The following is a 7241-nucleotide window of genomic DNA, read 5'->3' as shown; positions in this document are numbered from 1 at the left end:
GCTATTGTTTATCTTCAGTCTGTGCAGATTAAATGACAAAAAAACTTAGTGTATCTGGCGTACCATGTTTAATTTTTTGCACTATGTGCACAGACTGAAGATAAACAATAGCTTCAACCTTGTGATAACGGGCTTGGTGAGATTTGTCAAGTAGTTTTTTTGTTTCATCCAACGCGCTACCAAAAGCTATGCAAGAAGTCTATTCTACCAGTATCTCTCTCTTTCCCAAGTAGTTTGGAGCACTGACAATACCTTCCTTTTCCATTCTTTCAACAATATTTGCAGCTCTGTTATATCCTATTCTAAGTTGTCGTTGAATGTAACTAGTTGAAACCTTTTTATCTCTCTGAATGATAGCCACTGCTTGGTTGTACAGGTTGTTCTCTTCATCTTCTGTTTCACCGTCTAATTCTGCAGAGGAATTTTCATCCTCCTTGGTGATTTCCTCCATGTAGTTCGGCTCACCTTGCATTTTCAAATGATCAACTATATTTTGCACTTCATTATCACTCACAAACGGACCGTGAACTCTAATAATCTTACCACCAGAGGCCATATAGAGCATATCACCCATACCTAGCAATTGTTCAGCCCCTTGTTCACCAAGTATTGTTCTGCTATCTATTTTAGAAGTCACAGCAAAACTGATTCTCGTTGGGAAGTTTGCCTTTATCACACCTGTTATCACATCCACAGATGGACGCTGCGTTGCCATTACGATGTGTATTCCTGCAGCACGAGCCATTTGCGCTAAACGCTGAATAGAGCACTCTATTTCTTTGCCAGCAACAAGCATCAAATCTGCTATTTCATCTACGATCACCACGATATACGGAAATGTTTCCATCTTGATTGGTATTTTTTCAAACAAGGGTTTGCCTGTTGTTGAATTAAAGCCAATTTGCACAACACGCTCCAATTCTATCCCATTATTCATCGCTTCTGTGATTTTTTGGTTATAGTTTATCACATTGCGCACATTCAAATACGACATCATACGATAGCGATTTTCCATCTCTTTTACTATCCACTTAAGAGCAATAACAGCCTTTTTTGGCTCCGTTACCACTGGCGTTATGAGATGCGGTATTGCATCATATATTGAAAGCTCAAGCATTTTGGGGTCGATCATTATCATCTTGCATTCGTTGGGATTTAATCGATAAACGAGTGAAAGAATCATGGTGTTAATTGCAACTGATTTACCCGATCCTGTGGTTCCAGCAACAAGCAAGTGTGGCATTTTGGCCAAATCGGCAATAACTGATTTCCCGCTTATTTCTTTGCCCAGCGCAATTGGAAGGTTTAAATTTGCACTTTGGTATTCTGGCGATTCAAGCAAGTCACGCAGCATGACAATTTCTCGCTCCTTGTTTGGCAATTCTATTCCCATGGCGTTTTGTCCACGAATTATTGAAATACGCGCAGAGAGCGCACTCATTGAACGTGCAATGTCATCCGCAAGACCAATTACTCTTGCAGACTTTGTGCCGGCCTGTGGCTCAAGTTTGTACAAAGTCACAACTGGTCCATAACATACATTGATAATTTTTCCTTGCACGCCAAAATCACTCAGAACTTGCTCCAGCAAAGATAAATTCTTGTTGCTCTCCATCTCATTCAACTGTTTTCTCTGCAAAGACTCTTCTGCCTTAGAAAGTAAATGAATACTTGGAAACTCAAACCCACTAGAAGGTTTAAAAATCTCTCCAGTAACTTTTTTCTGTCTTTCTTTTGGTTGCTGTCTGGTAGCAACTTGAGCTCTATGTTGTTCTTCCACTACTGATGATACAATAGAATGTTCAGCAGTTTTACGTAGCCTGAAAAACAGAACATTTGCAAAAAGGGAAGCTATTTTTTTACACAAGAAGAATATAAAGTAAATCGTTCTCTTCCAACCGATTAGTCCCACAATACCTATTGACATTGCTACTGTGAATATATAAAATGGGTAGTTACTAATTAGTGCATTTCCTATTATTCCACCGTGCATATACCTTGCAGTGATGCCGAGTGAAAGTTGTGCTAATATAGCGCATATCCCTAAATTAATTAATGTTAAGTAGAGAATTTTCAGCAGCCTTTTTGATGGCCTGAGGATCAAAAAATAAACTATAGTTGTAGCTACTGCAATACTAGTTAATCCAAGAAATTGAACTAATATATCAGCTAAATACGAGCCTACTATTCCACATAAATTCGTTACTTCTTCATCTGTAGCTGTGTTTAAGGATGGATCTTTATAGTTGTAGCTAAAAACTGATATATATAAATACATTAGGGGCAACAGGCATATTGCTGATTTCAGATATTTTTTTAGCATCTACTTAAAAGTAGTAATTTATCGTATATTTTACACAGTGAACTGCTATTAGCAATATCATCACAGATAAATCTAACCCGTTGAATGGTCGTATATACCTTCTAATAATCTTTAGTGGTGGATGGGTAAGTCGGTTCAAATTATGCATTATGTTGCTCACAACTTCGTTATACATATTTACCACATTAAGCTTAATCAGCCAATTTAAAGCAATCCAACATATTAGAATGAAGCTATAAAGATCAAATAACGTGTTGAGTAAATATATTATTGGGTGCATGCACGTTTATTACATAAAAATTATATATAAAGATAGATATTTAGGAGTTCTAAATCAATCCCTCAAACTCAAAATGCTGTTTTCGTTACCTTTACTCTGAATTATATACTATTTAATAGCGACTGTTTTAATGACGATCGTAGAAGTACTCTCTATGTCTTATTCCAACAATTTTCACTATGCGTTCTAAATTGTTTACTTGATAAACCATACGGTAGTCACCTACTCGTATTCTGCGGTACCCTTTAAGATCATGCGATAAAGACTTTCCCACTTTATCAGGAGAAACTTTGAGGCGTTTTTCTATCGCTTTTTTAACTCCTAACTCTATTGTTTTTGGAAGATCCCTTTCAGTAACATTATCTAAAAATTCGATTTCATAAAGCTCTATTTCCATTCGACATCTTCATACTTGATTCCTTTCGCACCTGGAATATCGCGTTGAATAGCAAGCTTAAGTAGTGCCATGTTTTCCTCATGTTCAATCGCTTCTTGTATAAACTCCTCTGCTAGCCCTTGAACGGACTGTTTTTCGCTTTAGCCAAGCGAGCAAGGTCCTCTAAAGTTTCTTTGCTGAGAGCTATACTAGTGCTTGAACCCGCCATATGCTTTACCAAAATCTACTACTATAACGATTATACAATAATTTTTCTAATTTTTCAATAAAGGAAGTTACTGATGTATAAAAAGAATTTTGCGCACCTGCGTTAATAAACAATTAGAAGCTAGGTTTGCAACTACTGGTCGCGCAGTTGGTCTATGGATATAATACTGCCATTTGGCAGGTTTTCAGTGTGTCTTTCACTATTATATTCTTTGTCAGAATCAATACTGATCTTGTCAAATATTAAAACATCCCCTGAAACTTTATCATGGAATCCGCTAATGGCAAAAAATGGCACGGTAATTTGCTCTTGTTTTCCGCGGAAACTCAAACTTACGCTAAATTTATCCTCAAAAATTTTTAAATCATAGAATTGATGTTGTAATATAATAAGCACTTGAGTAGGGTATGACTTTCTTAGGTAATCTGGCACGATAACACCGTTAAAATAAGTGAAAAATAATATTTCTAAATGAGGAGTAAAATCATTGCCTGATATGATATCTAAAGCCTTTTTAATGACTTGAAACTTGACGAAATTAAGCGATCTCTTATAATCTATTTTGTCCATACAACTTTTGCACATGTAAATTCTGGGGGAACTTCTGTTACCCGGCGTTCCCTGAACCGTGCTTGTAGCAATGAAGTTATAGTGCTAAATTAAGCAGCTAGTGCTACATTGCTGTCAGCAGCAAAATTATTGTTTGCATTTAAATTACGAACTCTTAACGGTGGTGTCTAACCGAGCAAAGTTACCATCTTTACTATGCATGTCGATCCTTATTCGCCCCCATATAAATTAAAAACATGGTGGAGGCGCCGAGTACTGCCCTCGGGTCCAATACACCTATTACAAGGTAATTTTATTGCCATAGTGTATAAAATGCACATAGCTATTATATAATAATATCAAGTAAATGTCAAGATATTTAACTTTAAGTTAATCGGTAGCTAATACCAATTCCCACTACACAGAAAGCGGACAGATAACAGTGGAAAAAGCTACCCAATAGAAACAAAACTACTTGACAAATTCTTTCAATCCCCTTATCATAGTACTAAAGCTATTATTTAACTTCCTAATCTGTACAAGTTAAAATGACAAGAAAACTTGTATTTGGCGTACTATTGTTTAATTTTTTGCACTATGCGCACTGTATGTCTTTTTAAAACTTCAGGTTTTTGCCCATACAAGCTGAAACGCGCTTATAAGTCGTTTAAGACATCACCCAACGCCGGATTTTAAAATAGAGAGTGGAATAACTAGCTACCTCGGGGTTTTATTGTCTTTTTCCTCTGTCTGGTAAATTTCTTAAATATTATAGCTTAGACTAGTTGCATTTAAAAGCAGCTAAATTGCAGCGTTTAAGGCATAAAAACGCCAATACTAAAAATAAATACCGACCAGGGCTTCTTTTGCTTTTTTTTCATTTAGTAAATTTCTTAACATTCATAGCTAAGGTAATTTAAGGGTACACGGCGTTATAAAAAACGCCAAAAATAATCGCCCTTTTCTGCTGATGTGCAAGAAGTCTATTACATTAGTAACTCTTCACTAAGTCTACTAATGCGGCAATATTTTCAACTGGAGTGTCAGGAAGCACTCCATGTCCGAGATTAAATATGAAAGGTAAATCCCTAAAGCAATCTATTATACGCTTCGCTTCTTCAATTGCTTTAGCTTTGTTATACGCCAAAAGACTAGGATTGAGGTTCCCTTGCAAAGGGACTTTCAGGTTTTCTTTTGCCCATTCTATTGGAATGTCATAATCTATACTCACTGCTGATACACCCGTTTGGTTACAGTAATCCTTATAAAAACTTCCAGCAGATCTTGGAAAACCTATTATTGGAAAATCTGGGAACCTATCCCTTATCGCTAAGGTAATCTTCTCTGTCGGCTCAATAACATATTTCTTAAATAGCTCTTTCGACAACGCTCCAGCATTACTGTCAAACAACTGTATAACATCTGCTCCAAACTCTATTTGCTTAATCAGATAGACAATTGTTGCCTCCGTTATCCGCTCAATTATTTTTGCCAAGCCCAAAGAACAGAAATTCAGCACTTTAGAAAAAGTTTTGCTACTTTTACCTTCTATGATGTACGAAGCAACTGTCCATGGACCCCCAGCAAACCCTATGAGAGACTTTTCTTCCGGCAAACAACTCCTTACTCCCTTTATAGCGCTTAGAATTGGCAGGGTCTTAGCTTCAATTTCTCGTGGACTTCCCAGCTCTTTAAAATCTTCCACGGGCCTTATCACCGGACCTACGCCACGCACGAAGTTTACATCACAACCCAAGGCATCAGCCACTATTAAAATGTCAGAGAAGATTATCGCTGCATCCATGTTAAACCTTGCAATTGGTTGCAGTGTCAGCTCTACCACTAAATCTGTGCTATAACACATCTCTATAAAATTACTCACGTTTTTTACCGCCTCGCGGTACTCAGGGAGAGATCTACCCGCCTGACGCATTAGCCAAATTGGTGTCTCCTTACCCTGCCTGCCCTCACTTATGGTTCTTGCTACTATTGTTTTACTGTTTTCCAATTTGATTAATCTGTCTTCCTTTGTACAGCAAAGTATAACAGTAGTAATAGTTTTATCAACGGTCTGTTATTAACTTAAAATTCTATGAAGATTCTTATTGCCCTACTTGTGGATAAGTATGTTAGTAACTTTTATATGTTATTGATTTTCTCTATTAACTCATGTGTATAAGTAAAATGTTCAGATTGTTGGTAATCTTCCCTTATGGAAAAGGTTTTCCCATTGTGTGCTGTTATATAATTATGTGCACACCAGTGAAAAAGTTGTTGATCAATTGTTAGTATCCGGTATCAACAGATAATCCACAAATTAATTTGACATTATTCACATGCTTATTAAACATTTAACAACACTTTTCTTGGTAAACCTGATCCAAAAATATTTTTACCATTAGTAGGAAGCGAGTTGAGTAAAAAAGAGACTTTTATAAAACGGGTAGCGTACAGAATTTTTTTGTTTCTTTTCAAAAGGGCTCGTATGCTGAGAGAGTGTGCAACTGAAGCATTAATGAAGGATTTACCAGATCTTAATATATTCAACGGTCTAATAAAATTCCATGACTGCAATATAACTGATATGATGACTCCACGCATAGAAATATGTGCAGTGGACATTGAATCGAGTAAACATGAGGTAATGAAGAAAATAAAAAATATCCGTCACACTAAGGTGTTAATTTATAAAAATGATTTTGATAATGTGATAGGTTTTTTCTATGTAAAAGATGTTATCCTAAACGAAGACGAAGGTTTTAGCCTGAGGAAACTTGTACAAAACGTGATATTCGTGCCACCCTCAATGAAGACCACCAGCCTTTTCGTCAAGATGAGATCCTCCAGATCGTATTTGGCTGTCGTGTTGGATGAATATGGTGGAACTGATGGCTTAATTTCAGTAACTGATCTTGTGGAAGAATTGGTATCAAATATTAACAGTGGAAGTGAACCTTCTGAGTATGCAATTGTAAAGTTATCTCAGAGTAAGTTTGAGATATCAGCTAGAACTCTGATAAAGGACATAGAGGAAAATCTAAAAATAGAATTGCGCAGCCCTGAGGAGGATTATGCCACACTTGGTGGGTTAATTCTTTTAGTCGCCGGCAAGGTACCCTCTGTAGGTGAAGTTGTTAAGTACAAAAATGGTGTGAAATTCGTTGTTAAGAGTGCGAGTGAGAGGTACATTGATAAGGTAATATTAGACTTAAGTGATTACAGAAACTAGATTAGATCTCTTGCACAACCTGCTTTCTAATTTTGCGTTAAAACTTGCTTACGCTCCTCAAATACCTCAAGTATTCTGCGGTTGCGTTTCTCCTGAAAATTCCCTACCATAAATCAGTTATGAAAGAGATCTATTGATATTCCTTGTGAGGAAGTGTTTTGCCTTTAGTCTCTGTGAACAAAATTTTAGAGAAGCCATATGAGAGAACCAACGAAGTTTAAAAAACCCATAAAAACCTCAGCAGTCTTGTCAAAT

6 protein-coding genes and 1 other RNA gene are annotated in these 7241 nt (G+C 36.6%); 1 reads left to right on the top strand and 6 read right to left on the bottom strand.

The genetic code is table 11. The features are described from left to right. Positions 1 to 199: 199 nt before the first annotated feature. The 6 genes from GO685_RS02355 to hemE all read right to left on the bottom strand — a co-directional run bounded on the left by GO685_RS02355 (position 200) and on the right by hemE (position 5765). Complete coding sequence (locus tag GO685_RS02355; protein ID WP_175937413.1) at positions 200 to 2323, bottom strand: FtsK/SpoIIIE family DNA translocase; 2124 nt, start codon at positions 2321 to 2323, stop codon at positions 200 to 202. A 4-nt stretch (positions 2324 to 2327) separates the two neighbouring features. Then, positions 2328 to 2603, bottom strand: a complete 276-nt coding sequence (locus tag GO685_RS02350) for a YggT family protein (protein WP_175937412.1) — start codon at positions 2601 to 2603, stop codon at positions 2328 to 2330. Positions 2604 to 2730: 127 nt separating this feature from the next. Further along, positions 2731 to 3000 carry a type II toxin-antitoxin system RelE family toxin gene (locus GO685_RS02345; RefSeq protein ID WP_175937411.1) on the bottom strand — a complete coding sequence of 90 codons (270 nt, stop codon included), beginning with the start codon at positions 2998 to 3000 and terminating at the stop codon, positions 2731 to 2733. Positions 3001 to 3340: 340 nt separating this feature from the next. Beyond that, complete coding sequence (locus GO685_RS02335) at positions 3341 to 3778, bottom strand: ClpXP protease specificity-enhancing factor SspB (RefSeq protein ID WP_175937410.1); 438 nt, start codon at positions 3776 to 3778, stop codon at positions 3341 to 3343. A 23-nt stretch (positions 3779 to 3801) separates the two neighbouring features. Next, positions 3802 to 4135: a transfer-messenger RNA gene (gene ssrA, locus GO685_RS02330) on the bottom strand. A 613-nt stretch (positions 4136 to 4748) separates the two neighbouring features. Further along, positions 4749 to 5765 carry a uroporphyrinogen decarboxylase gene (hemE, locus tag GO685_RS02325; protein ID WP_175937409.1) on the bottom strand — a complete coding sequence of 339 codons (1017 nt, stop codon included), beginning with the start codon at positions 5763 to 5765 and terminating at the stop codon, positions 4749 to 4751. Positions 5766 to 6170: 405 nt separating this feature from the next. Here hemE and GO685_RS02320 point away from each other — a divergent pair, with 405 nt between their 5' ends. Then, positions 6171 to 6986 (top strand): transporter associated domain-containing protein, encoded by an 816-nt coding sequence (locus GO685_RS02320; protein ID WP_175937408.1) that lies wholly within the window; start codon positions 6171 to 6173, stop codon positions 6984 to 6986. Positions 6987 to 7241 lie beyond the last annotated feature (255 nt).

Origin of the sequence: Wolbachia endosymbiont of Madathamugadia hiepei, assembly GCF_013366855.1 — a bacterium.
Taxonomy (GTDB): Bacteria; Pseudomonadota; Alphaproteobacteria; order Rickettsiales; family Anaplasmataceae; genus Wolbachia.
Note: the sequence above shows the minus strand (reverse complement) of the source record. Positions and strands in the feature narration are given on the sequence as shown.

Excerpts from the sequence above, each read along its gene's own strand:
- GO685_RS02355 (WP_175937413.1), bottom strand. The coding sequence starts at position 2,323 with ATGCTAAAAAAATATCTGAAATCAGCAATATGCCTGTTGCCCCTAATG.
- GO685_RS02350 (WP_175937412.1), bottom strand. The coding sequence starts at position 2,603 with ATGCACCCAATAATATATTTACTCAACACGTTATTTGATCTTTATAGC.
- GO685_RS02345 (WP_175937411.1), bottom strand. The coding sequence starts at position 3,000 with ATGGAAATAGAGCTTTATGAAATCGAATTTTTAGATAATGTTACTGAA.
- GO685_RS02335 (WP_175937410.1), bottom strand. The coding sequence starts at position 3,778 with ATGGACAAAATAGATTATAAGAGATCGCTTAATTTCGTCAAGTTTCAA.